Annotated in this window: 21 protein-coding genes and 1 tRNA gene; 11 read left to right on the top strand and 11 right to left on the bottom strand. The window is 70.8% G+C overall.

The window, feature by feature from the left end; all coding sequences use genetic code 11:
• Positions 1-20: 20 nt before the first annotated feature.
• The 9 genes from IF83_RS0109715 to rpmH all read right to left on the bottom strand — a co-directional run bounded on the left by IF83_RS0109715 (position 21) and on the right by rpmH (position 6,730).
• Positions 21-638: a GNAT family N-acetyltransferase gene (locus IF83_RS0109715; RefSeq protein ID WP_030543685.1), complete on the bottom strand. Its 618-nt coding sequence runs from the start codon at positions 636-638 to the stop codon at positions 21-23.
• A 193-nt stretch (positions 639-831) separates the two neighbouring features.
• Positions 832-1,935 carry a ParB/RepB/Spo0J family partition protein gene (locus IF83_RS0109710; RefSeq protein WP_030543684.1) on the bottom strand — a complete coding sequence of 368 codons (1,104 nt, stop codon included), beginning with the start codon at positions 1,933-1,935 and terminating at the stop codon, positions 832-834.
• Positions 1,932-3,050, bottom strand: coding sequence for a ParA family protein (locus IF83_RS0109705; protein ID WP_078843323.1), 1,119 nt, complete (start codon positions 3,048-3,050; stop codon positions 1,932-1,934). The genes IF83_RS0109710 and IF83_RS0109705 overlap by 4 nt, the downstream gene beginning before the upstream one ends.
• Before the next feature lie 291 nt (positions 3,051-3,341).
• Positions 3,342-4,070 (bottom strand): 16S rRNA (guanine(527)-N(7))-methyltransferase RsmG, encoded by a 729-nt coding sequence (gene rsmG / locus IF83_RS0109700; protein WP_030543682.1) that lies wholly within the window; start codon positions 4,068-4,070, stop codon positions 3,342-3,344.
• Positions 4,071-4,205: 135 nt separating this feature from the next.
• Positions 4,206-4,712 carry a Jag family protein gene (locus IF83_RS0109695; RefSeq protein WP_030543681.1) on the bottom strand — a complete coding sequence of 169 codons (507 nt, stop codon included), beginning with the start codon at positions 4,710-4,712 and terminating at the stop codon, positions 4,206-4,208.
• An 11-nt stretch (positions 4,713-4,723) separates the two neighbouring features.
• Positions 4,724-5,851 carry a membrane protein insertase YidC gene (gene yidC, locus IF83_RS0109690; RefSeq protein ID WP_030543680.1) on the bottom strand — a complete coding sequence of 376 codons (1,128 nt, stop codon included), beginning with the start codon at positions 5,849-5,851 and terminating at the stop codon, positions 4,724-4,726.
• Positions 5,852-5,854: 3 nt separating this feature from the next.
• The gene (gene yidD / locus IF83_RS0109685; protein ID WP_030543679.1) at positions 5,855-6,172 is read right to left on the bottom strand and encodes a membrane protein insertion efficiency factor YidD; all 318 of its coding nucleotides are present in this window, start codon (positions 6,170-6,172) and stop codon (positions 5,855-5,857) included.
• Complete coding sequence (rnpA, locus tag IF83_RS0109680) at positions 6,169-6,567, bottom strand: ribonuclease P protein component (protein ID WP_051722622.1); 399 nt, start codon at positions 6,565-6,567, stop codon at positions 6,169-6,171. Before rnpA ends, yidD begins: the two co-directional genes overlap by 4 nt.
• 25 nt (positions 6,568-6,592) lie before the next feature.
• Entirely contained in the window at positions 6,593-6,730 is a 138-nt protein-coding gene (rpmH, locus tag IF83_RS0109675; protein WP_030543677.1) for a 50S ribosomal protein L34, read from the bottom strand.
• Between the two features lie 451 nt (positions 6,731-7,181).
• Between rpmH and dnaA the strand changes: the two genes are divergently transcribed.
• From dnaA to IF83_RS0109620, 11 genes are all read left to right on the top strand, one after another.
• On the top strand, positions 7,182-9,077 hold the full coding sequence (gene dnaA, locus IF83_RS0109670) for a chromosomal replication initiator protein DnaA (RefSeq protein WP_030543676.1): 1,896 nt from the start codon (positions 7,182-7,184) through the stop codon (positions 9,075-9,077).
• An 898-nt stretch (positions 9,078-9,975) separates the two neighbouring features.
• Positions 9,976-11,106, top strand: coding sequence for a DNA polymerase III subunit beta (gene dnaN / locus IF83_RS0109665; RefSeq protein ID WP_030543675.1), 1,131 nt, complete (start codon positions 9,976-9,978; stop codon positions 11,104-11,106).
• 181 nt (positions 11,107-11,287) lie between these two features.
• The gene (gnd, locus tag IF83_RS0109660) at positions 11,288-12,223 is read left to right on the top strand and encodes a phosphogluconate dehydrogenase (NAD(+)-dependent, decarboxylating) (RefSeq protein ID WP_030543674.1); all 936 of its coding nucleotides are present in this window, start codon (positions 11,288-11,290) and stop codon (positions 12,221-12,223) included.
• Positions 12,224-12,231: 8 nt separating this feature from the next.
• The gene (recF, locus tag IF83_RS0109655) at positions 12,232-13,422 is read left to right on the top strand and encodes a DNA replication/repair protein RecF (RefSeq protein ID WP_030543673.1); all 1,191 of its coding nucleotides are present in this window, start codon (positions 12,232-12,234) and stop codon (positions 13,420-13,422) included.
• 161 nt (positions 13,423-13,583) lie between these two features.
• Entirely contained in the window at positions 13,584-14,123 is a 540-nt protein-coding gene (locus IF83_RS0109650) for a DciA family protein (RefSeq protein WP_030543672.1), read from the top strand.
• Between the two features lie 391 nt (positions 14,124-14,514).
• Complete coding sequence (gene gyrB / locus IF83_RS0109645; protein WP_030543671.1) at positions 14,515-16,572, top strand: DNA topoisomerase (ATP-hydrolyzing) subunit B; 2,058 nt, start codon at positions 14,515-14,517, stop codon at positions 16,570-16,572.
• Between the two features lie 97 nt (positions 16,573-16,669).
• Positions 16,670-19,309: a DNA gyrase subunit A gene (gene gyrA, locus IF83_RS0109640; RefSeq protein ID WP_030543670.1), complete on the top strand. Its 2,640-nt coding sequence runs from the start codon at positions 16,670-16,672 to the stop codon at positions 19,307-19,309.
• Positions 19,310-19,312: 3 nt separating this feature from the next.
• A complete protein-coding gene (locus IF83_RS0109635; protein WP_030543669.1) occupies positions 19,313-20,005 on the top strand; it encodes a DUF3566 domain-containing protein in 693 nt (230 codons plus the stop codon).
• An 81-nt stretch (positions 20,006-20,086) separates the two neighbouring features.
• Positions 20,087-20,160, top strand: a tRNA-Ile gene (locus IF83_RS0109630).
• Between the two features lie 165 nt (positions 20,161-20,325).
• A complete protein-coding gene (locus IF83_RS34665) occupies positions 20,326-20,466 on the top strand; it encodes a DLW-39 family protein (protein WP_019706276.1) in 141 nt (46 codons plus the stop codon).
• A 267-nt stretch (positions 20,467-20,733) separates the two neighbouring features.
• The gene (locus tag IF83_RS0109620) at positions 20,734-22,272 is read left to right on the top strand and encodes a hypothetical protein (RefSeq protein ID WP_051722620.1); all 1,539 of its coding nucleotides are present in this window, start codon (positions 20,734-20,736) and stop codon (positions 22,270-22,272) included.
• A gap of 31 nt (positions 22,273-22,303) precedes the next feature.
• Here IF83_RS0109620 and IF83_RS30070 read toward each other — a convergent pair whose 3' ends face one another.
• Together IF83_RS30070 and IF83_RS0109610 are read right to left on the bottom strand one after the other, a co-directional pair.
• The gene (locus IF83_RS30070; RefSeq protein WP_037679365.1) at positions 22,304-24,004 is read right to left on the bottom strand and encodes a serine/threonine-protein kinase; all 1,701 of its coding nucleotides are present in this window, start codon (positions 24,002-24,004) and stop codon (positions 22,304-22,306) included.
• A gap of 30 nt (positions 24,005-24,034) precedes the next feature.
• A complete protein-coding gene (locus tag IF83_RS0109610; RefSeq protein ID WP_030543666.1) occupies positions 24,035-24,586 on the bottom strand; it encodes a helix-turn-helix domain-containing protein in 552 nt (183 codons plus the stop codon).
• Positions 24,587-24,703: the final 117 nt, after the last annotated feature.

The following is a 24,703-nucleotide window of genomic DNA, read 5'->3' as shown; positions in this document are numbered from 1 at the left end:
CTGTGCTGCTGTTCCAAGCGCTACAGCGGTCTGAGCGCCGGCTCCTTCTGTACCGCTCCGAGCAGCCGGTCCAGTGCCATCTCGACGTCCTCCTTCCACGAGAGCGTCGTCCTCAGCTCCAGCCTCAGCCTTGGGTACCGAGGATGCGGGCGTACGGTCTTGAAGCCAACGGCCAAGAGGTGATCGGCGGGCAGAACACAGACCGGCTCCGTCCAGCGGGCGTCCCCGAAGGCCTCGATGGCCTTGAAGCCCCGTCGCAGCACATCTTTGGCGACGGTCTGGACCAGCACCCGTCCCAGTCCCTGACCCTGATAACCGGGCATGATCCTGGCCGTCATCAGTTGAACGGCGTCCGCGGCGACCGGACTCGTCGGAAAGGCCGTGGACCGCGGAACATAGGCGGGCGGTGCGTAGAGGACAAAGCCGGCCGGGACCTCGTCGACATAGAGAACGCGACCGCAGGATCCCCACTCCAAGAGCACTCCGGAGATCCAGGCTTCCTTCTCCAGTTCCGGCCTGCCCGCTTGCATCGCGGCCTCACCACTGACCGGATCCAGCTCCCAGAAGACGCAGGTGCGGCAGCGCTTGGGAACGTCGGGAAGGTTGTCCAAGGTGAGCGGTACGAGCCGACGCCCCATGAAGCCTGCTCCCTACTCTCGCTCCTGTTCCACCAATGCAAGGGCGGCTCACAGCAGGCCTGCTCGCTCTCCGCGGGGATCGGGACGAAACGCCGCCATGTCCTCCGGGCATCGTATCCAGCCGGCACCGCTCCGAAGCGAAGGCAGAGCAAAGGGCGGGTCACGACCCGCGTGACCCGCCCCGTGCCTCAGCTCACTTGTCCTCGCCGCTCCCGGCTTCTCCCTCCGGCCCGAGATCCAGAACCCGGTCCTCTCCCGGAGCGAGCGTCCCCAGGATCCGCTCCAGATCCTCTATGGAGGCGAACTCCACGACGATCTTGCCTTTCCTCTGCCCGAGGTCGACCTTCACCCGGGTCTCGAAGCGGTCGGAGAGCCGGGAAGCCAGCTGGGTGAGCGCGGGCGACACCCGGTTTCCCGCCCGCGGCCCCTTGGGCTTCACCGCACTGCCCTGCCGGGACCCCATGAGCGTCACGATCTCCTCGACAGCACGCACCGACAGCCCTTCGGCGACGATCCGATGAGCCAGGCGATCCTGCTCCTCCGAGTCCTCCACCGACAGGAGTGCCCGCGCATGGCCTGCGGACAGCACCCCCGCGGCGACGCGACGCTGGACCGGAGTGGAGAGCTTGAGCAGCCGCAGCGTATTGGACACCTGCGGCCGGGACCGGCCGATACGGTCCGCCAGCTGATCGTGAGTGCAGTCGAAGTCCTTGAGCAACTGATCGTAGGCAGCCGCCTCTTCCAGGGGGTTCAACTGCGCCCGGTGCAGGTTCTCCAGCAGCGCGTCGAGTAGGAGCTTCTCGTCCTCGGTGGCCCGGACGATCGCCGGAATCCGCTCCAGGCCGGCCTCACGGCAGGCACGCCACCGGCGCTCTCCCATGATGAGCTCGTAGCGCTCCGGAGCCAACTGCCGCACCACGACGGGCTGGAGAAGCCCGACCTCCTGGATGGACGTCACCAGCTCCGCCAGGGCGTCCTCGTCGAAGACTTCCCGGGGTTGGCGCGGGTTCGGGGTGATCGAGTCCAGTGGCAGCTCCGCGAAATGTGCGCCGGTCGGCTGCTCGTACACCGGCTCGGTCGCCGCAGGGACGTCCTCTGTACTCTGGTCCGCGCCGTTCTGGGGAAGCGTGGCAACCCTGGCCGCCGCCACACCGCGCTCCGGGGCGAGGACGGGGACCGCCGTGGGAGAGGTGGCCCCTCCCTGGGCGACCGCCGGAACCGGCTGGTCTCCCCCCTGAGGCGCGGCGGGGATCAGGGCGCCCAGCCCACGGCCCAGTCCTCTGCGTCGTTCACTCACTGCGTCCCCTCCGGCGTGCCGTGCTGTTCGTGCTGAGCGTTGCCGCCCATGGTGTGCGCGTTGTGGCCCTCATAGCTGATCCCCACCCCGCGCAACGCGATCTCCCGGGCCGCTTCCAGGTAGGAGAGAGAACCACTGGAGCCGGGATCATAAGTCAGTACCGTCTGCCCATAGCTGGGCGCCTCCGAAATGCGCACGGAACGCGGGATGCTGGTCCTCAGGACCTCGTTGCCGAAGTGGCTCCGCACCTCGTCCGCGACCTGCGAGGCCAGCCGGGTACGGCCGTCGTACATCGTCAGCAGGATGGTGGACACATGAAGCTTGGGATTGAGATGCCCACGCACCAGTTCGACGTTCCGCAGAAGCTGGCCCAGCCCTTCCAGCGCGTAGTACTCGCACTGGATGGGGATCAGGACCTCGGCCCCCGCGACCAGAGCATTCACGGTCAGCAGGCCGAGCGACGGCGGGCAGTCGATGAGGATGTAGTCCAAAGGCTGTTCATAGGCCTGGATGGCCCGTTGCAGCCGGCTCTCCCGGGCCACCAGGGAGACCAATTCGATCTCCGCGCCGGCCAGGTCAATGGTGGCGGGAGCACAGAAGAGGCCCTCCACATCGGGCACGGGCTGGACGACATCGGAGAGTGGCTTGCTGTCGACCAGGACGTCGTACACCGAGGGCACTTCAGCGTGGTGGTCGACACCGAGTGCGGTTGAAGCGTTTCCCTGCGGGTCGAGATCGATCACCAGAACGCGGGCACCGTGCAGAGCCAGCGATGCGGCCAGGTTGACCGTGGTGGTCGTCTTACCGACCCCGCCCTTCTGATTGGCCACGACCATGACCCGGGTTTGCTCGGGGCGCGGCAGGCCGTCACCGGCACGCCCCAGAGCCTCTACGGCGAGTTGCGCCGCGCGGCCGACGGGGGCGCCGTCCATCAGGGGCGGCGTTTCACGTGAAACATCAACTCCCGGAGGCGGGGTATCGGAGGTCACCCCCCGAGAGGGCTCAGCGGCGCGGGGACCGGGGACCGGATCGGTCATCGGTCCCGCGATATTGGCGTCGGACCGCAAGGATTCACTCTCCTCGACTTCTGGCTCGCGATAGACAGAGCCTGCCATGCTTTCGGGGTTATGAACCAGCGAGGTCCGTTCTCCTGTGGATGAATCCGCCTCGGACGGCCCCTCTGTGGACAACCGGACCACCCGCTGGGGTGAGCCGGTTGGTCGGTCGGCGGCCGCTTTCTCGGACGCGGCGTGGTGACGCGGCACGGCAGCCCGGCCACGGCTAATGATTCCATGCAACAGGGAGCGTCGTTTCACGTGAAACACGATGCACGCGCCCGCTCCACCCCGAGCAGCGACACTCCGATTCGGGTAGTTTTGGCAGCTTGTATGGAGCAATGGGAAAGCTCAGCGCCGCCTTCGGGCACTCCGTGAGGGCCTGCCGGCCCGTGCGGCCTTGGCTCGTTTGGCGGCGAAGCGAACACCACCGGGGCTCTCGCCGACCTCGACCCGGACCACCGTGGAGAGGGGCTCCACCACACCTTCTCCCACGTGGAGGATGGACGTCCGGACAACACCGAGTTTGCTCAGCGCCGCCCGGGCCCCTTTGAGTTCCTCCTCCGCCGTGTCCCCCTTCAAGGCCAGCATCTCGCCGTAGGGCCGCAGCAAGGGAACGCCCCACCCCGCCAATCGGTCCAGCGGTGCCACTGCCCGCGCCGTCACCACATGCACCGGAGGCAGTGAGCCCAGGACCTCCTCGGCCCGCCCGCGCACCACCGTGACGTGGTCGAGGCCCAGGAGTTCCACTACCTCCTGCAGAAAGGTGGTTCGCCGCAACAACGGTTCCAGCAGAGTGATGCGCAGATCCGGACGCACGAGCGCCAGCGGGATGCCCGGCAGGCCCGCCCCGGATCCCACATCGCAGACGGTCACACCTTCGGGTACGGCTTCCGAGAGCACCGCGCAGTTCAGCAGGTGCCGCTCCCAGAGCCGGGGGACTTCCCGGGGACCGATCAACCCGCGGCGCACGCCCGCGTCGGCGAGCAATTCGGCGTACCGGACAGCTTCCGGGAGGTGCTCGCCGAACACCGTCTCGGCCGTATGAGGTGCCGGGGGAAGCTCTGCTGCCTCGGTCACAGGACCGTCCTTCCTCGGGTTTCCGGGGCACCGCTGCCCGGACGTACGACCTCCGGCGGGACGCCGGCTTGCAAGGCTCACAAAGTACGGCCCCGCCTGCGAACAGGCGGGGCCGGGTGACACATCCGCGCGTGGTCAGACCGGAAGAACGACGACGCAGCGCTCGGGTTCCTCGCCCTCCGACTCGCTGCGGAGGCCGGCGGCGGCCACCGCGTCGTGGACGACCTTGCGCTCGAACGGGGTCATCGGCTTCAGCTTCACCGGCTCCCCACTGCCCTTCGCCTCCTCCGCGGCCCGCGCACCCAGGTCCGCGAGTTCCTCGCGCTTACGGGCGCGGAACCCGGCGATGTCCAGCATCAGCCGGCTGCGGTCGCCGGTCTCACGGTGCACGGCGAGGCGCGTGAGCTCCTGAAGCGCCTCCAGCACCTCGCCGTCACGGCCGACCAGCTTCTGCAGATCACGGCTGGTCGAGTCGCTGATGATCGACACCGCTGCCCGGTCGCCCTCGACGTCCATGTCGATATCGCCGTCCAGGTCGGCGATGTCCAGCAGGCCCTCGAGGTAGTCGGCCGCGATGTCACCCTCCTGCTCCAGGCGGGTAAGGGTGTCGGCGCCGTCGGTGGCGGTGGTGCCCTCCGTCACTGGGTGGCTCCTCACTTCTTGGTCGGGTGCTTGGGCCGCTGCCGGCCCTTGCGCTGTCCGGACTTGGTGGTGCGGGAGGCGGACGCGCCCCCGGACTGCTTCTGCTGGTCGCCCTGCGCGGGCTTCTTCTCCAGCGAGGGCTTTTCCTGGGTCTTCTCACCGCCCGCCGGCTGCTTGCCCGTGCCGGTCTTGGCGGGGCCCTGGGCGGTGGCCGCCTGGCGCTTCGCCTTGGGCTGGCGCTTCGGCTGCTGCCGCTTGGCTCGCGCCTCCTCGACCGCCCGCTGGGCCTCGACCTGCGCCGGGTCCTCCTTGAGCTTGCCCTTGGCCCGCAGCTTCTCCTGACGCTGCTGGAAGGCGATGCTGCCGGGGGTCGGGTTCCGCTGGATCACGTACATCTGCTGGCCCATGGTCCAGACGTTCGTGGTGAGCCAGTAGACCAGGACACCGACCGGGAAGTTGATACCGAAGACGGCGAACATGATCGGGAAGATGTACATCAGCATCTTCTGCTGCTGCATGAAGGGCGTCTTGACCGTCAGGTCGACGTTCTTCGTCATCAGCTGGCGCTGCGTGTAGAACTGCGAGGCCGACATCAGAACGATCATGATGACGGTGACCACACGAACGTCGGCGAGCGTGGCGCCGAGGCTCTCGACCTTGCTCGCGCTGTCCATGAACTTGGACGCGATCGGGGCGCCGAAGATGTGTGCGTTACGGGCGCTGCCGACCAGGTCCTTGCCCATGACGCCGACCGCTTCGTTGTTCGCGATCTTGTTGAGGACCTGGTAGAGCGCGAGGAAGAAGGGCGACTGCGCCAGAATCGGAAGACAGCTCGAGAGCGGGTTGGTGCCCGTCTCCTTGTAGAGCTTCATCATCTCTTCGGACTGGCGCTGCTTGTCGTTCTTGTAGCGCTCCTGGATCGCCTTCATTTTCGGCTGGAGCACCTGCATGTTCCGCGTCGCCTTGATCTGCTTCACGAAGAGCGGGATCAGAGCGATACGGATCAGCACCACCAGCGACACGATGGACAGACCCCAGGCCCAGCCGCTGTTCTCGTCGAAGACAAGGCTGTACAGCGAGTGGAACTGGACGATGATCCAGGAGACGGCGATATAGAGAGGACCGAGGATCGTGTCCATGAATCAGGCTCCTTGGGCGTTGGGCTGAGTCTCGGGCTGTCCCTCGGCCGCACCGGCGGAGTGGGCACTCCACCTGTTCCGCAGCCGCTGGTGCCAGACCGGATGCTTCCGGGGAGGGACGTGGTCGACGCCGCCGGGCGACCACGGATTGCAGCGCAGAATGCGCCAGGCGGTCAGTGCCGTCCCTTTCACCGCGCCGTGCACCCGGATGGCTCCGTAGCCATAGTGTGAACACGACGGGTAGTACTTGCAGACCGGACCCAGCAAAGGGCTGATGGTCCACTGATAGAGCTTGATCAACCAGAGCAGCGGATACTTCATCGCTCCGCCTTCTCCTCGGCCTTGCCATGGACGGCCCCACCCAGCAGCCGCCTCAGCGCGGTGTCGAGATCGCGGGTGAGCTCGTCGTGACCGGCCGTTCCCGCCCCGGGCAGTGCCCTTACGACCACCAGGCTACCGGCGGGCAGTGCGGACAACCGCTCCCGCATCAGGTGCCGCAGCCGCCGCTTCACCAGATTCCTGGTCACGGCATTGCCAACGGCCTTGCTGACAACGAAACCCGCACGCACCGGGGGAGTGTTCTCCCCAGGCGCGTGCGGGTCGGTTGAGCCGTTGCGCAGGTGCACGACGAGGAGCGGGCGGCCGGCCCGGCGCCCTCGGCGTACCGCAGTGGCGAAGTCCTCGCGCCGCCTCAGCCGATTCTCGGTAGGCAGCACGACATGGACCTTGAGGTCTGGCTGCTCAGGCCGACAGGCGGGCGCGGCCCTTGGCACGGCGGGTCGCGAGGATCGCGCGGCCGGCGCGGGTCCGCATACGCAGCCGGAAGCCGTGGGTCTTCGCGCGGCGGCGGTTGTTCGGCTGGAAAGTGCGCTTGCTCACTCGGGGGCTCCACTAGGACTCGGGTTTTGCGTGACGTCATCTGGCTGTCACCGTGCGCCCACGAGTAGCTCGCATACGCCCGAGTGCACCGCATGATCGACACTCAAGCGATCTTCGCCCATCGGAGGCAGGCGGCAGCAGCCATCGACAACTCGACCTGCTCACGGTACGCGCGGCCACGTCACCCGGTCAAACCGGGCCCGTGCCGGGCAGGCGCCGGGTATCCGGGTCCCGCCGCCGCGACCGCGCCGCGCCCCCGCGTCAGAGACCGCGGAAGGGCGGACCGGCCGAGCATGGCACATTTGTACACACCCTGTGGACAACGACTTGAACCCCGCGCGTCGGCCTGACTACCGTGGCGGAACTCCGGATTCTTCCCTCCCGCCCCGAGAACCACACATGCGTGGGATCCGTCGGCGCCACCCACCCAGTGAGTGAGAGAGCGTGCCTTGTGGCTGACGTACCTGCTGATCTTGCCGCGGTGTGGCCACGCGTCCTCGATCAGCTTCTCGGCGACGGCGCCCAGGGCATCGAGGCGAAGGACCGCCGCTGGCTGAAGGACTGCCAGCCGCTCGTCCTGATCGCCGGCACGGCGGTGCTCGCGGTCCCCAATGAATACGCCAAGGGTGTACTCGAGGGCCGGCTGTCCCCGGTGATCAGTGAAGCCCTCAGCCGCGAGTGCAACCAGACGGTCCGCCTGGCTGTGACCGTCAGCGCGGCCGAGCCCGGGTCGGCCCCGCAGGCTCCGGCGCAGAACCCGGTACCGCAGCAGACCCAGCGCTACGAGGAACCCCAGCACTACGACGAGCCGCAGCACCCGGATCCGCAGCGGGACACCTACGACTACGACGGCGGATACGAGGGCGGCTACGGCCGTCCGGCCGACGGCCTGCCCACAGCCCGTCCCGCTTACCCGGACTACCAGCGGGGCCGCCCGGAGCCCGGCGCCTGGCCCCGTCCGCGCGACGAGTACGGCTGGCGCCCGCCGCGGCCCGGCGGCTTCCCGGAACGCGACCCCTACGCCTCCCCGCACGGGGAACAGCAGCAGGGCCGCCCGCACCGCTACGAGGACGGCCCGCACTACGACGAGCCGCAGCGCTACGAGGATCCCCAGCGCCCCGTGCCACAGCAGGGCGACTACCGGTCCGGCAGCCCCGACCGCCCGCCGTACGGTTCCCAGCACCGCGAACTCCCCGAGCCGCCGGCCGGCCGGAGCCACGGCGTCCCCGGCGGCCCGGCCGGGCTTCCCGCGCCGAGCGGTGCGCCCGGCCCGCTGGCCGCGCAGCCCGCGCCCGCGACCGGCCCGGGTGAGCCGACCGCACGGCTGAATCCGAAGTACCTCTTCGACACCTTCGTCATCGGTGCCTCCAACCGCTTCGCGCACGCCGCCGCGGTGGCCGTCGCGGAGGCGCCGGCCAAGGCGTACAACCCGCTGTTCATCTATGGGGAGTCGGGGCTCGGCAAGACGCATCTGCTGCACGCCATCGGGCACTACGCGCGGAGCCTCTACCCGGGGACCCGGGTGCGGTACGTGAGCTCCGAGGAGTTCACCAACGAGTTCATCAATTCCATCCGCGACGGCAAGGCGGACGCGTTCCGGAAGCGCTACCGCGACATGGATATCCTGCTGGTCGACGACATCCAGTTCCTGGCGAGCAAGGAGTCGACCCAGGAGGAGTTCTTCCACACCTTCAACACCCTGCACAACGCCAACAAGCAGATCGTCCTCTCCTCGGACCGGCCGCCCAAGCAGCTGGTCACGCTGGAGGACCGGCTCCGCAACCGCTTCGAGTGGGGCCTGATCACCGATGTGCAGCCGCCGGAGCTGGAGACGCGGATCGCGATCCTGAGGAAGAAGGCGGTCCAGGAGCAGCTCAACGCCCCGCCGGAGGTGCTGGAGTTCATCGCCTCGCGCATCTCCCGCAACATCCGGGAGCTGGAGGGCGCGCTGATCCGGGTCACCGCCTTCGCCAGCCTCAACCGGCAGCCCGTCGACCTCGGCCTGACGGAGATCGTCCTCAAGGACCTGATCCCGGGGGGCGAGGACGCGGCACCGGAGATCACGGCCTCGGCCATCATGGCCGAGACGGCCGCCTACTTCGGGCTGACCGTGGAGGATCTCTGCGGCTCGTCCCGGAGCCGGGTGCTGGTGACCGCCCGCCAGATCGCCATGTACCTCTGCCGGGAGCTGACGGATCTCTCCCTGCCCAAGATCGGCGCCCAGTTCGGCGGACGCGACCACACCACCGTGATGCACGCGGACCGGAAGATCCGGGCGCTGATGGCCGAGCGGCGCTCGATCTACAACCAGGTGACGGAACTCACCAACCGCATCAAGAACAGCTGACGCGGCGCGCGGCCGGCGCCGCCGCGGCGGTACGAGAGGCGTTCCCCGGAGCCGTGCTCCCGGGGAACGCCTTCCGCGTTCCGCGCCCCTTTCCGTCGCCCACGGGCCGCGCGTGCGCCGCGCGCGCGGCCGGTGACCGTGCTCTGCGCGCCCCTGCGCTGTTCGAATACCAGCCGTGACAGGGCAGTTCTCCACAACGGACGGGCAAATGAGCCGTCCACACCCTGGGGAGAGGGAAGTTGTCCAGATTCTGTCCACAGGCAGCCCTCGCTGGGAGACGCACCGGGAGGTCAACGGCCTGTGGGCTTGTGGTTATCCAGTCTCCACAGACTGTGGAGGAACGGCCCGGCCCGGGCGCCGCGGTCCGGTTGTCCACCGTCCGCCCACAGGCAAGGGCCTGTTGTGCACAGCCTTTCCACACCGTTGTCCACTGTTCGGCAACACAACACCCCTCTTCACCACCAAGAGTGAACTGCATCACATCAACGCGCCGGATTGGGCTGTGCAGAACCTGGGTAAAACTGGGGACGCCGCTGGGGAGAACCCGCCCTTCCCTGTGTACGGCGTGTGCACAACTCTTCCGCGTCCACAGGACCGGTGAGTTGTCCACCGGTCCCGCCCACAGGGCCAGTGGACAAAAAACAGCCTCTGAGCTGCGAGAAGCGGGTTATCCACGGTATCCACAGGCCCTACTACTACGACCACGTAGTTACAGGGGGAAATCCGTTTCGAAGTGGGGCCTGTGCACAACTCGCCCTCGGGCCGCGCCACGCCTCCCGGCCCGACTTGACCCCGGAGCGCACCGACTGTCCGTGGTGTGCGTCAGACTGGTCCGGCGGCACACAGCCGACGACGAAGGCCAGCAGGGCGAGCCAGCAACAGCAGGAGGCGGCTTACGGTGAAGATCCGGGTGGAGCGCGATGTACTCGCGGAGGCGGTGGCCTGGGCGGCCCGCAGCCTCCCGGCCCGTCCGCCGGTGCCCGTCCTCGCGGGCCTGCTGCTGAAGGCCGAGGACGGTTCCCTGAGCCTGTCGGGCTTCGACTACGAGGTCTCGGCCCGGGTCTCGGTGGAGGCGGACGTCGAGGAGGGCGGCACGGTCCTGGTGTCCGGCCGGCTGCTCGCCGACATCTGCCGCGCCCTGCCGAACCGCCCCGTGGAGATCTCCACGGACGGTGTGCGGGTGACCGTGGTCTGCGGCTCCTCCCGCTTCACCCTCCACACCCTCCCTGTGGAGGAGTACCCGGCGCTGCCCGACATGCCCTCCGCGACCGGCACGGTCCCCGGCGAGGTCTTCGCCGCGGCCGCCGCTCAGGTCGCCATCGCCGCCGGCCGGGACGACACCCTCCCGGTACTCACCGGCGTCCGGATCGAGATCGAGGGCGACACGGTCACGCTGGCCGCCACCGACCGCTACCGCTTCGCGGTCCGCGAGTTCCTGTGGAAGCCGGAGGTCCCCGACCTCTCCGCCGTCGCCCTGGTGCCCGCCAAGACGCTGCTCGACACGGCCAAGTCGCTCACCAGCGGTGACACCGTGAGCATCGCGCTGGCGGGCTCCGGCAAGGGCGAGGGCCTGATCGGCTTCGAGGGGGCCGGCCGCCGCACCACCACCCGCCTTCTCGAGGGCGATCTGCCGAAGTACCGCACGCTCTTCCCGACCGAGTTCAACTCCGTCGCCGTGATCGAGACCGCTCCGTTCGTGGACGCGGTGAAGCGGGTGGCGCTGGTCGCGGAGCGGAACACCCCGGTGCGTCTCAGCTTCGAGCAGGGCGTCCTGATCCTGGAGGCGGGGTCCAGCGACGACGCACAGGCTGTGGAAAGGGTCGACGCCCAGCTGGACGGGGACGACATCTCCATCGCCTTCAACCCGGGCTTCCTCCTGGAGGGCCTGAGCGCCATCGACTCCCCGGTGGCCCAGCTGTCCTTCACCACCTCCACGAAGCCCGCCCTGCTGAGCGGCAGGCCCGCCGTGGACGCGGAAGCGGACGACGCCTACAAGTACCTGATCATGCCGGTGCGACTGAGCGGCTGAGCGGCGGGTACCCGGCCGGAGCCGGCGCCCCCGCGGGCCACCGCGCCGGGCCCGGCGTTTTGTCCCCGCCGCCCCCTCCGACGTGCGTCTGAGCACCGGAAGCCCACAGGTGAGCGGCGGGTGCCCGGGCGTAGGCTCGGCCGGGTACCAATCGCAACGACTACGTCGAAGAGGGTCACTGATGGAGCTCGGTCTCGTCGGTCTCGGCAAGATGGGCGGCAACATGCGCGAGCGCATCCGCCGCGCAGGCCACACCGTCATCGGATTCGACCACAATCCGGATCTCGCCGATGTCCACAGCCTGGAGGAGCTGGTGGGCCGGCTCACGGGTCCCCGCGTCGTCTGGATCATGGTCCCGGCCGGTGCGGCGACCCAGTCGACCATCGACGCCCTCGGCGAACTGCTCTCCCCCGGGGACGTGGTGGTCGACGGCGGCAACTCCCGCTGGACAGACGACGAGAAGCACGCCCGGGAGCTCGCCGCCAAGGGCATCGGCTTCGTCGACTGCGGCGTCTCCGGCGGTGTCTGGGGCCTGGAGAACGGCTACGCGATCATGTACGGCGGTGACGCCGCGGACGTGGCCAAGGTCCAGCCGGTCTTCGACGCCCTCAAGCCCGAGGGCGAGTTCGGCTCCGTCCACGCGGGCAAGGTCGGCGCCGGGCACTTCGCCAAGATGGTCCACAACGGCATCGAGTACGCCATGATGCAGGCCTTCGCCGAGGGCTGGGAGCTGCTGGAGGCCGTCGACTCGGTCACCGACGTGCGCGAGGTCTTCCGCAGCTGGCAGGAGGGCACGGTCATCCGCTCCTGGCTGCTGGACCTGGCCGTCCGGGCCCTGGACGACGACGAGCACCTCACCGCCCTGCGCGGCTACGCCCAGGACTCCGGCGAGGGCCGCTGGACCGTGGAGGCCGCACTCGACCACGCGGTGCCCCTCCCCGCGATCACGGCATCGCTGTTCGCCCGGTTCTCCTCCCGCCAGGACGACTCCCCGGCCATGAAGATGATCGCCGCGCTGCGCAACCAGTTCGGCGGCCACGCCGTCACGGCCTCCGCGGGGGACGAGAAGGGCGCCGACGCCCCGGGAGCGGACGTCGAACCGCCGGTGGGCGGCTGACGGCCCCGATGCACGTAGCCCATCTGTCGCTCGCCGACTTCCGGTCGTACGTCCGGGTCGAGGTCCCCCTCGACCCGGGCGTCACGGCCTTCGTCGGCCCCAACGGCCAGGGCAAGACCAATCTGGTGGAGGCCGTCGGCTATCTCGCCACCCTCGGCAGCCACCGCGTCTCCTCCGACGCCCCGCTGGTGCGGATGGGCGCCGAACGGGCCGTGATCCGGGCCGCCGTGGTCGGCGGGGACCGGCAGCAGCTCGTCGAGCTGGAGCTCAATCCGGGGCGGGCCAACCGAGCCCGCATCAACCGCTCCTCGCAGGTGCGGCCGCGTGACGTCCTCGGCATCACCCGCACCGTGATGTTCGCGCCGGAGGACCTCGCCCTGGTGAAGGGCGATCCCGGGGAGCGCCGGCGTTTCCTGGACGAGCTGATCACCGCGCGCTCCCCGCGCATGGCGGGGGTGCGGTCCGACTACGACCGGGTGCTCAAGCAGCGGAACACCCTGCTCAAGAGTGCCGCGATGGCCCGCCGCCACGGCGGCCGCGGCGCGGACCTGTCCACCCTGGACGTCTGGGACCAGCATCTGGCGCGCGCCGGCGCGGAGTTGCTGGCCCAGCGGCTGGATCTGATCGCCGCGCTGCAGCCGCTCGCCGACAAGGCGTACGAGCAACTGGCGCCCGGCGGCGGTCCGCTCGTGCTGGAGTACCGCGGGTCGGCGGGCGAGCGGCTGGGTGAGGCGGGCAACCGCGAGGAGCTGTACGGCGTGCTGCTGGCGGCGCTCTCGGAGGCCCGCAAGCAGGAGATCGAGCGCGGGGTGACGCTGGTCGGGCCGCACCGGGACGATCTGGTGCTCAAGCTCGGCCGGTTCCCGGCGAAGGGATACGCGAGCCACGGCGAGTCCTGGTCGTACGCGCTCGCGCTGCGCCTGGCCTCGTACGACCTGCTGCGCGCCGAGAGCCCTGCCGGGCCCGGTATCCCGTCCGCGCCGGAGGGCGGGGCCGGGCGGCGGGCCGGTGAGCCGGTGCTCGTGCTCGACGACGTCTTCGCGGAGCTGGACGCCCGCCGCCGCGACCGGCTCGCGGAACTGGTGGCCCCGGCGGAGCAGGTGCTGGTCACGGCGGCGGTGCCCGAGGACGTGCCGGGTGTGCTGGCGGGAGCCCGGTACGCGGTGGCCGGCGGCACGGTCGAGCGGGTGGCCCCGTGACGGGCCGGCTGCCCGGTACGGAGGGGCCGGGCGGTACGGGCGGTACGGGCCGGCGCGGCGGCACCGGGGCGCCGGGGCCGTCCGCGGCCGGTCCGCGAACCGGAGCCACCGGGTCCGCCTCCGCCTCTGCCTCCGGTCCCGGAACCGGCTCCCGAGGCCCGGTGCCGGCCGGGACGCCTCCGGAGCACTCCGCGGAACCGGCGTCCTCCGGCGTCGATCTGGCCCGCGTCGCCCTGCGGGCCGCGAAGGAGCAGGCCCGGGCCCGGGGCGCGGCCGCCCAGCAGAAGAAGCAGGCCCGCCGCGGCGGTCTGCGCTCGGGGGCGCGTGCCGACGGCCGGGACCCGCTGCCACTGGGCGCGGCCATCGACCGCCTGATCACCGACCGCGGCTGGGAGGCTCCGGCGGCGGTGGGCGGGGTGATGGGCCGCTGGCCGCAGATGGTCGGCCCGGAGGTGGCGCAGCACTGCGCGCCCGAGCGGTACGACGAGGAGGCGCGGGTGCTGACGGTGCGCTGCGACTCGACCGCGTGGGCCACTCAACTTCGTCTGCTGGCACCCCAGTTGGTGGCCCGGCTCAATGGGGACCTGGGCCGGGGGACGGTCCGGCTGATCAAGGTCCTGGGGCCGGGAGGCGGGCCCCGGCAGGGCTACGGTCCACTGCGCGCACCGGGCAGCAGAGGCCCGGGCGACACCTACGGCTGACCGCGGGGCGCGGGACCGCCGGGGGACCGCCGCGGGACGGCCGCAAGAACGGCCGCGAGAGCCGCCGCGACACCGCCCGGAGGCCTTCCGGGGACCGTCGCCGAGCCGCCTCGGAGCCGCCGCGATGGCCCTGTGACGGATGTGCCGCCGGAGGCGTCCCGCTGCGTGGTCGGGGGTTGACAGCCCGAAGCGCTGAGTGCCCCTGTGGGCCGCTCGGAGCCCGGGCCCGCATATGGGGAGTCGGCGGAGGCCGGTTCAGGGCGGCACACAACGATCCAGGCACCGGCAAACCCCCATTCATGTCAGCGCTACCGGTAGACTGGTGGCCATACCGCCGATTCGCGGAACATGTCGAACGACGCAGCCGCTCCTGGATGCCGGGAGATGGCATGTGCTGTGCCAGAAAGGGCGCTTCGTGGCCGATTCCGGCAACCCCAACGAGACCAACACCGCTTCCCCCACCGCCTCCGGCGACGGCCCGCCGTCCGTGATCGAGGCCGCCCAGGAGGTCGCGTACGACGCCAGCGCGATCACGGTCCTGGAAGGCCTGGACGCGGTGCGCAAGCGACCCGGCATGTACATCGGTTCGACCGGTGAGCGGGGCCTGCACCACCTCGTGCAGGAGGTCGTCGACAACTCGGTCGACGAGGCCATGGCCGGGCACGCGGACTCCATCGACGTCACGATCCTCGCCGACGGCGGGGTTCGGGTGACCGACAACGGCCGCGGCATCCCCGTGGGCATCGTGCCGTCGGAGGGGAAGCCGGCTGTCGAGGTCGTCATGACCGTGCTGCACGCGGGCGGCAAGTTCGGCGGCGGCGGTTACGCCGTCTCCGGCGGTCTGCACGGTGTCGGCGTCTCGGTGGTCAACGCCCTGTCGACGCGCGTCGCCGTCGAGGTGCGCACCGAGGGCCACCGCTGGACGCAGGATTACAAGCTGGGTGTGCCGACGGCGCCGCTGGCGAAGAACGAGCCGGTGGAGGACACCGGCACCACGGTCACCTTCTGGGCCGACCCGGACATCTTCGAGACCACCGACTACTCCTTCGAGACCCTGGCGCGGCGCTTCCAGGAGATGGCCTTCCTCAACAAGGGCCTGGCCATCTCGCTGACCGACGAGCGCGCGGACCACGTGGACGAGGAGGGCAAGCCGCTCTCCGTCCGGTACCACTACGAGGGCGGCATCGTCGACTTCGTGAAGTACCTCAACTCCCGCAAGGGGGAGCTGGTCCACCCCTCCGTCATCGACATCGAGGCCGAGGACAAGGAGCGGATGCTCTCGGTGGAGATCGCGATGCAGTGGAACGCCCAGTACACCGAGGGTGTCTACAGCTTCGCGAACACCATCCACACCCATGAGGGCGGTACCCACGAGGAGGGCTTCCGGGCCGCGCTGACGGGGCTGGTCAACCGCTACGCGCGCGAGAAGAAGCTGCTCCGTGAGAAGGACGACAACCTCACCGGTGAGGACATCCGCGAGGGCCTGACGGCGATCATCTCGATCAAGCTGGGCGAGCCGCAGTTCGAGGGTCAGACGAAGACGAAGCTGGGCAACACCGAGGCGAAGACCTTCGTCCAGAAGATCGTCCACGAGCACTTCATGGACTGGCTGGACCGCAATCCCAACGAGGCCGCGGACATCATCCGCAAGGGCATCCAGGCTGCCACGGCCCGGGTCGCGGCGCGCAAGGCGCGCGATCTGACCCGTCGCAAGGGCCTGCTGGAGAGCGCGTCGCTGCCGGGCAAGCTGAGCGACTGCCAGTCCAACGACCCGACCAAGTGCGAGATCTTCATCGTCGAGGGTGACTCCGCCGGCGGCTCGGCCAAGTCCGGCCGGAACCCGGAGTACCAGGCGATCCTCCCGATCCGCGGCAAGATCCTGAACGTCGAGAAGGCCCGGATCGACAAGATCCTGCAGAACCAGGAAGTGCAGGCCCTGATCTCGGCCTTCGGCACCGGGGTGCACGAGGACTTCGACATCTCCAAGCTCCGCTACCACAAGATCATCTTGATGGCGGACGCCGACGTCGACGGCCAGCACATCAACACCCTGCTCCTGACGTTCCTCTTCCGCTTCATGCGCCCGCTGGTCGAGGCCGGTCACGTCTATCTCTCCCGCCCGCCCCTCTACAAGATCAAGTGGGGCCGGGACGACTTCGAGTACGCCTACTCGGACCGCGAGCGGGACGCCCTCATCGCCCTCGGCCGGGAGAACGGCAAGCGGATCCGGGACGACTCGGTCCAGCGCTTCAAGGGTCTGGGCGAGATGAACGCCGAGGAGCTCCGCATCACGACCATGGACACCGACCACCGGGTGCTGGGCCAGGTCACCCTGGACGACGCGGCCCAGGCGGACGACCTGTTCTCGGTGCTCATGGGCGAGGACGTCGAGGCGCGGCGCTCCTTCATCCAGCGCAATGCCAAGGACGTCAGATTCCTGGACATCTGACGCAACCCGGCATCCGCCTCCGGCCTCCGGCGCGGCACCGGCCCCTCATCCGGGCCGGTGCGCCCGCGCCGCACCTCGAAAGGACTTCTGAACTGCCATGGCCGACGTGACCCCGCCTCCCTCCGAAGGCGGCCCCGCCGTCCCCGTTCCCGTCAGCCCCGAGGGCGAGCCCGTCGCCATCGAGGGCGTGGGGATGCGGGTCGAGCCGGTGGGCCTCGAAACGGAGATGCAGCGCAGCTATCTCGACTACGCGATGTCCGTCATCGTCTCGCGTGCGCTGCCCGACATCCGCGACGGGCTCAAGCCGGTGCACCGCCGTGTGCTGTACGCCATGTACGACGGCGGTTACCGGCCGGAGAAGGGCTTCTACAAGTGTGCCCGCGTCGTCGGCGACGTCATGGGCACGTACCACCCGCACGGTGACTCCTCGATCTACGACGCGCTGGTCCGCCTGGCGCAGCACTGGTCGATGCGGCTGCCGCTCGTCGACAGCAACGGCAACTTCGGCTCCCCGGGCAACGACCCGGCCGCGGCCATGCGGTACACCGAGTGCAAGATGACGCCGCTGTCGATGGAGATGCTCCGGGACATCGACGAGGAGACCGTCGACTTCCAGGACAACTACGACGGCCGGAACCAGGAGCCGACGGTCCTGCCGTCCCGCTTCCCCAATCTGCTGATCAACGGCAGCGCCGGTATCGCGGTCGGCATGGCCACCAACATCCCGCCGCACAACCTCCGCGAGGTGGCGGCCGGCGCGCAGTGGGCGCTGGAGAACCCGGAGGCCTCCCGTGAGGAGCTGCTGGACGCGCTGATCGAGCGCATCAAGGGCCCCGACTTCCCGACCGGCGCGCTCGTCGTGGGCCGGAAGGGCATCGAGGAGGCGTACCGCACGGGCCGCGGCTCGATCACCATGCGGGCCGTGGTGGAGGTCGAGGAGATCCAGGGCCGGCAGTGCCTGGTGGTCACGGAACTGCCCTATCAGGTCAACCCGGACAACCTCGCGCAGAAGATCGCCGACCTCGTGAAGGACGGCAAGGTCGGCGGGATCGCCGACGTCCGCGACGAGACGTCCTCGCGCACCGGCCAGCGGCTCGTCATCGTCCTCAAGCGGGACGCGGTCGCCAAGGTCGTGCTGAACAACCTCTACAAGCACACCGATCTGCAGACCAACTTCGGCGCCAACATGCTGGCCCTGGTGGACGGCGTGCCGCGCACGCTCTCCCTGGACGCCTTCATCAAGCACTGGGTGGACCACCAGATCGAGGTCATCGTCCGGCGGACGCGGTTCCGGCTGCGGAAGGCCGAGGAGCGGGCGCACATCCTGCGCGGCCTGCTGGCGGCGCTGGACGCGATCGACGAGGTCATCGCCCTGATCCGGCGCAGCGACACCGTGGACACGGCGCGCGGCGGCCTGATGGACCTGCTGGAGATCGACGAGATCCAGGCGAACGCGATCCTGGAGATGCAGCTCCGCCGGCTGGCGGCCCTGGAGCGGCAGAAGATCACCTCGGAGCACGACGACCTCCAGGCGAAGATCACCGACTACAACGAGATCCTGGCCTCCCCCTCCCGGCAGCGGTCGATCGTCAGCGAGGAACTGGCCGCGCTGGTCGAGCGGTTCGGTGACGACCGGCGCAGCAAGCTGGTGCCCTTCGAGGGCGACATGTCCATCGAGGACCTGATCGCCGAGGAGGACATCGTCGTCACCATCACGGGCGGCGGCTACGTCAAGCGCACCAAGACGGTGGACTACCGCTCCCAGAAGCGCGGCGGCAAGGGCGTCCGGGGCACCAAGCTCAAGCAGGACGACATCGTCGACCACTTCTTCGTCTCGACCACCCACCACTGGCTGCTGTTCTTCACGGACAAGGGCCGGGTGTACCGGATCAAGGCGTACGAGCTGCCGGACGCCGGCCGGGACGCGCGCGGCCAGCACGTCGCCAATCTGCTGGCCTTCCAGCCGGACGAGAAGATCGCCCGGATCCTGGCCATCCGGGACTACGAGGCGGTGCCGTACCTGGTGCTGGCCACCAAGTCCGGCCTGGTGAAGAAGACCCCGCTCAAGGACTACGACTCCCCGCGCTCCGGCGGCGTCATCGCGATCAACCTCCGCGAGATGGAGGACGGCCGCGAGGACGAGCTGATCGGCGCGGAGCTGGTGTCGGCGGAGGACGACCTGCTGCTCATCAGCAGGAAGGCCCAGTCGATCCGGTTCACCGCCTCGGACGAGACCCTGCGCCCGATGGGGCGGGCGACGTCGGGCGTGAAGGGCATGAGCTTCCGTGAGGGCGACGAACTCCTCTCGATGAATGTCGTCCGGCCCGGTACTTTCGTCTTCACCGCCACCGACGGCGGTTACGCGAAGCGGACGAACGTCGACGAGTACCGCGTCCAGGGCCGCGGCGGCCTCGGTATCAAGGCCGCCAAGATCGTGGAGGACCGCGGTTCGCTGGTGGGCGCTCTGGTGGTCGAGGAGAGCGACGAGATCCTCGCCATCACGCTGAGCGGTGGTGTGATCCGGACACGGGTCAACGAGGTCAGGGAGACGGGCCGTGACACCATGGGCGTCCAACTGATCAACCTGGGCAAGCGCGATGCCGTGGTCGGTATCGCCCGGAACGCCGAGGCCGGACGTGCGGCTGAAGAGGTCGAGGAGATCGCCGACGCAGCCGTCGCGGCCGCGCCCGAGGCGGCCGAGGGCGCGGAGTCCTCGGCCGGAAGCCAAGAGGAGTAAGCCGTGAGTGGAGCCACGGGCGCCGGCGCGGGTGGCGCGGGGACCGAGGGGCGACACATGCCCCCCGCAGCCACCGGAACGGGCGGTGCCCGCGGCCCCGCGCAGGCCGACTCGTATCCGGCAGGCACGTATCAAGGGGGAACAGCCGCTGTGACGGACACGCGCCAGCCCTATCCGCAGCCGGCGGAGCCGTACCACCCGCCGCAGGCCTACGCGTCCCCCGGCGAGGCGGGGCAGCCGCCCGTCGCGGTCCCGCCCCAGGCGCCGGGGCAGCCGGTGCGCAGACCGCGCACCGGCGCGGGGGCCCGTACGGTGCCGCGGACGCGCAAGGCGCGGCTGCGCGTTGCCAAGGCGGACCCGTGGTCGGTGATGAAGGTCGGCTTCCTGCTGTCCATCGCGCTGGGGATCTGCACGATCATCGCCGTGGCGGTGCTGTGGATGGTGCTGGACGCCATGGGGGTGTTCAGCACGGTCGGCACGACGATCGGGCAGGCGACGCAGTCCGGCGAGGGCGGCGGTGGCGGCTTCGATCTGGAGTCGTTCCTGTCGCTGCCGAGGGTGCTGATGTTCACCTCGGTCATCGCGGTGATCGACGTGGTGCTGGCGACGGCTCTGGCCACGCTGGGCGCCTTCGTCTACAACCTGTCGGCCGGGTTCGTCGGCGGTGTCGAGCTGACGCTGGCCGAGGACGAGTAGCGGCGGGCGGGGCGCGCCCCACCACCTGCGGAACCGATTTTGGGACCGGGCCGGGTGTGCGCTAATCTTCAGGGGCAGCGCGGGGCTATAGCTCAGACGGTTAGAGCGCTTCCCTGATAAGGAAGAGGCCACAGGTTCAAGTCCTGTTAGCCCCACCCCTGTGCATCGGCCCGGACGGATCCCGTCCGGGCCGATCTCGTTTCTCTCCAGGGCGCGTTGAGCGGCCGGGGTGGGTCCGCCGGAGGTCACCGATCGGTATCGGCCGGTGTGTATAGTCGGGCGGCAGAGGTCCCCTACGTCAAGAAGGACGAGGTAGCGCGGTGAAGAAGCTGCTCCTGGTCGCACTGGCCGCCATCGGCGGGCTCCTCGTGTACCGCCAGATCCAGGCGGATCGCGCCGAGCAGGATCTGTGGACGGAGGCGACCGACTCCGTGCCCGCGGGTTCGGGTTCCGGTGTGTGAGAACGACGCCAAGCCTGTAGGAGCCCCGGCCGCCGTGAGCGGCCGGGGCTCCGTGCTGTCCGGGCGTGGCCCGGCTCTTGATGTTGCTCAAGCGAATAAATATTGTGCAAGAGCAAATCGTCGTGGCCGGTGCGGGACGATGCCCGGGGCACGGCGAGCGGCGCGGGGCCGGGCCGCGCGCCGGCGCTCCGCACCGCCGTACGCTGCGTGCCCGTACGGCCGCGGCGCGGCGGGGACGGCCGGGGGACGACGGAGGGCGGTCGGGGGATGAGGCAGGGCGCGGGGTTACGGATCCGGCTCGCCGCGCTGGTGGCGCTCGGCGCGGTGGCGGTGCTGTGCGGGGTGACGGCGCCGCTCCCGGGATGGTCCGTCGCGGCCGCCGCCGAGGCGGAGGACCGCGCGTCGGCGTACCGGACCGCAGAGGAGGCCGAGCCGGCCGAGGGCACCGGAAGCAGCACCGGCGCGCCGGAGTTGAAGGCCCGCCATCTCTACACGGACGCGATCGGCGCCGGTGAGACCCTCCACTACCGGGTGCGGCTGGACGGGGAGACCAACGCCCATCTCTCCGCGGTCGCCGCGCTCCCGCCCACCGGCGGGGCGGCGTACGACGCGGGCGTCGAGGTGACGCTGCTGAGCGCCGAGGGAACCCGCTGCGACGGCATGCGCGGCACGGCCGGTGCCGGCGGCTTCGGCCTGCCGGTCGCCGCCACCGCCTCACGTCTCGTCCGGCCCAACGCGGCCTGCCAGCGGGCCGGTGCGTATCTGTTCACGGTCGAGCGGACCGGCGACGCCGGCTCCACCGCCGGGGACTGGCCGCTGGAGATCGCCTTCATGGCGGAGCCCGGAGTGACCGGCGGCGCCACCGAAGCGCCCGGCGGGGCCGAGTGGAGCACCGAGCCCCCCGCCGTCCCCGGCGGCCTGCCGCGGCAGGCGGGGGGCGGCACCGGATTCAACGACGCGGCCGCCATCGGCAAGGGAGTGTGGCGGGACCGTCTGGAGCCCGGTGAGACGCTCTTCTACCGGGTGCCGGTGGACTGGGGCCGACGCCTCGGCGTCACCGCGGAACTGGACGGTGCGGAGCCCGTCGGCAGCGCCCCCCACCTCGGCAGCGGACTGCTGCTGCGGCTGCACAACACCGCCCGCGCCCCCGTCCACGAGCAGGGCGCCGCCTTCGACGGGCGGCCGAGGACCCTCGGGTTCACCACCGCGCCCGCCGCGTTCGGTCACCGGTTCAGCGGTGCCGCCAAGACCGGGGAGATGCGCTTCGCAGGCTGGTACTACCTGTCGGTGGGCCTGACGCCGGAAGCGGCCGGGCACCTGGAGGGCGGCCTGGATCTCACCCTGCGGCTGTCCCTGGAGGGCGAGCCGCGGCCGGGACCGGCGTACGACGGCGACGCGGCGGCGGCGGGATTCGCCGTCACCGGGGAGGACCGGGAACGGGCGGCGGAGGAGCGGCCACCGGCGACGGAGCGGACGGGCGCGGACGGAGACGGAGACGGGGCCGGCGCCGGGACCGGAGGCGGGAACGGGGCGCTCAGGGCTGTCGGGATCGCGGGGGTCGGCGCGGGCACACTCCTGCTGCTGGGGCTCGCGGTCTGGACGCTGGCCGCCCGGCGCGGCGGTGACCGGGCCGAAGGCGCAGGCGCCCCCACCGCCGGTTCCATCGCCTCCGCCGGGATGTTGCACCAGCCCGGGGCGGGCCGGCGCCGGCGCCCCGGGCACGCACGGCCGGGAGGCCGGCCGGGACCGGAGGACGTGCCGCCGGAGCCGCACGGCGGCGGTTACGGGTATCCGCCCCGGCCCTGACTCACCCGGCCCCGGCTCACCCGGGCCCGGCTCACCCGGCGGTCAGGGCCCAGATGCCGACCGCGTAGCACAGGAGCGCCAGGACGAGGACCGGGACGGCCACCTTCGCGGGCGGCCCCGTCCGCCGCCGCACCGGCGCCCGGTGAGACGTCGCGGCGGCGGGAGCCGAGGCGACGGCCGGGCCGGTGGCCGGAACCGCCGGGTGCGGTCCGGCGGCGCCGGCGCGCCCGGCCGCCGCGGGGGTGTCCGGAGCGGTGTACGGGCCCGTGGCGGCGTAGTCGCGCGGCAGACCGGCGGTGGTCGCCTGCGAGAAGCCGGGGGAGCCGGGGGCGCCGGGCGGCATCGCGGGGGGCACGGGGCCCGCCGGGCCGTGACGCGGAATGCCCGGCGGAGGGGGCGGTGGCGCGTACCCGGGGGCCGGGAACGGGGCCGGGGCCGGGGTTCGGGGCGTGGCCGGGCCCGGGTCCGAGGCCGGGAACGAGCCCAAGGCCGGGTTCGGGTTCGAGGTCGGGGCCGGGGCCGGGCTCGGGGTCGGAGTGGCGGTCCCGGGCGAGTCCGGGTCCCGGTCCGCGAACGGGGCGGTGCCCGGGTCCCGGAAGGATCCCGCGAACGGGGCCGGGACAGGGGTCGGCGGTGTGACGGGCGGTTCCGGCACCGGAGGTGTGGCCGGGCCCGGGTCCTCCGGGGAGCGCGCCGGAGGTGCCAGGGTGAAACTGCCGGTGTCCGTGACCGAGGGCGGCGGCGGTGCGGTGGCCGCCGGTCCACCGGGCCGGAGGGCCCCGGAACTTCCGGCGGTGCGCTCGCCCCTCCCCTCCCCCTCGCCTCCGGCGGCCGGGGTGGCGAGCCGCTCCCGTAACGGCCCCTGGGGGCCGAACCCCTCGGGAAGCGGACCCAGTTGGTCGAAGACCTCCACCACCTCCTCGTCCAGCGCCTCCTCCGGGAGCAGCTCGACGGCGGCGGCCAGCGCCTTGCGCGCGCCCGTGGCGGTACGGAACCGCGCGCCGGGGTCCGGCTGCAGCAGTCCGGCCAGCACCTGCCAGAGCGGCTCCGGCACCTCTTCGGGGGCACCGGGGACGCCGTGCGCCGTGAACCGCTCGACGAGCGCCTGGGCGTCGGGCTTGTGCCCGGTCAGCAGATAGAGCGCCAGCAGGCCGGTGGCGAACAGATCGGCCGGGAAGTCCGGTTCCGCGCCCAGCATCTGCTCCGGCGCGAAATAGCCGGGGGTGCCGACGACGTAGTCGGTCTCCGTCAGCCGGGGTTCCCCCTTGCGCAGGGCGATGCCGAAGTCGGAGAGGCGCAGATGCGGCCGCCGGGTCCCGGTGGCCTCCAGCAGGACGTTGGCGGGCTTGATGTCCCGGTGGATGACGCCCTCCGCGTGCACCGCGGCCAGCCCGGAGAGCAACTGGTCCAGCAGCAGGCAGACATAGCGGGGCGGCAGCGGCCCGTAGTCGCCGATGAGATGGGCCAGCGAGCCGCCGCGCACCAGGTCCATGGTGAAGAGGACCTTGTCGTCGTCGGCGGCCCAGCTCGCCGGGGCCAGCACATGCGGGTGGTCGATGCGCAGCGCCTGTTCCCGTACGAAGCGCAGCAGCGTATGCGCGTCGCTCTGCTGGAGGACCTTGGCGGCGACATAGCGGCGCCGCCGGTGGTCCCAGGCGCGCCAGACGGCGCCGACGCCGCCCCGGCCGATCGGGTCGACCAGCTCGTACCGTCCCGCGAAGACCTCACCCATCGTGCCGCCTCCCCCTCGCGGACCGGCCGGTCAGCTCTGGTGCGCCTCGTAGTGGGCGACCGCCTCGGCGGTCCGCCCGGCACCGTACACCCGGAGGAATTCCGCGAGTTCGGGCTGGGAGGGCGCGAGCGCGTCCGCCGCCTCGATGATGTCGCCGGCGGCGGCGACGGACCGCAGCAGCGACTGGATCTCGCGCACCACCCGGCGCACGGTGGGAGCGCCCGAACTGCCGGTCGTCTGGGAGCCGGTGGGGGTGAGCACGGAGCCGCCGGAGCTGCGCTTGATCTCCTCCATGCGCTCCGCGGCCTCGGCGGCGCTGACGCTGCCGCCCGCGACCTGGGCGGCCAGCTCCTGCAGGGCCTGCACCCGCTGTACGACGGCCGGGTTGCCGATCTTCGCCCGCTGGCCGCTCATGAGCTGCGACAGCATGGGCGCCGAGAGTCCCAGGACGGCGGCGAGCCGGGCCTGGTTGAGCCCGAGGTCGTCGATCAGCCGCCGGAAGAGCGCCCCCAGCGGTTCCCCGTACCAGCTCCGCTGCATTTCGCGGGCTCTGGCGGTGGCTTCCTGCTGTGCTGCTTCCATGGCGACTCCCCTTCGCTGCTGCGAACCTCGCGCCGCCATCCTACGGAGCGTGACGGGGGTTCGGGAGTCCCCGGCGCTTTGACGGGATCACTCCGCGGACCCGGTACTCTTGTTGCG

It is taken from the genome of Streptomyces albus subsp. albus (assembly GCF_000719865.1).
GTDB lineage: Bacteria > Actinomycetota > Actinomycetes > Streptomycetales > Streptomycetaceae > Streptomyces > Streptomyces albus_E.
This window is presented reverse-complemented; position numbering and strand designations above follow the sequence as displayed.